The sequence below is a fragment of the Clostridium sp. CMCC3677 genome, assembly GCF_023845585.1.
GTDB classification, from domain to species: domain Bacteria; phylum Bacillota; class Clostridia; order Clostridiales; family Clostridiaceae; genus Clostridium; species Clostridium aquiflavi.
Genome location: NZ_JAMQHS010000141.1, coordinates 1 through 211 on the forward strand (window position 1 = coordinate 1; position 211 = coordinate 211).

At 37.9% G+C, this 211-nt stretch carries 1 protein-coding gene; it reads right to left on the reverse strand.

What is annotated here, in order from left to right; genetic code table 11:
* Window positions 1-211, reverse strand: a 211-nt coding sequence (locus NG901_RS17010; protein ID WP_286675215.1) for a Yae1 family protein, incomplete at both ends; no start/stop codon positions are given.

A 211-nucleotide genomic window follows, 5' to 3' on the forward strand; every position in this document is an offset into this window, starting at 1 on the left:
CTTCGCATCCTTCTTGGAATCCATTTTCGCGACCTTCTTTTAATCCTTCTCTATAACCTTTTTGTCTGCCTTCTTTAAATCCTTCTTTAAATCCTTTTTCACGGCCTTCCTTACAACCTTTTTCGCAGCCATCTCTAAATCCTTCTTTGTATCCTTTTTCACGGCCTTCTTTACAACCTTTTTCGCAACCATCTCTAAATCCTTCTTTATA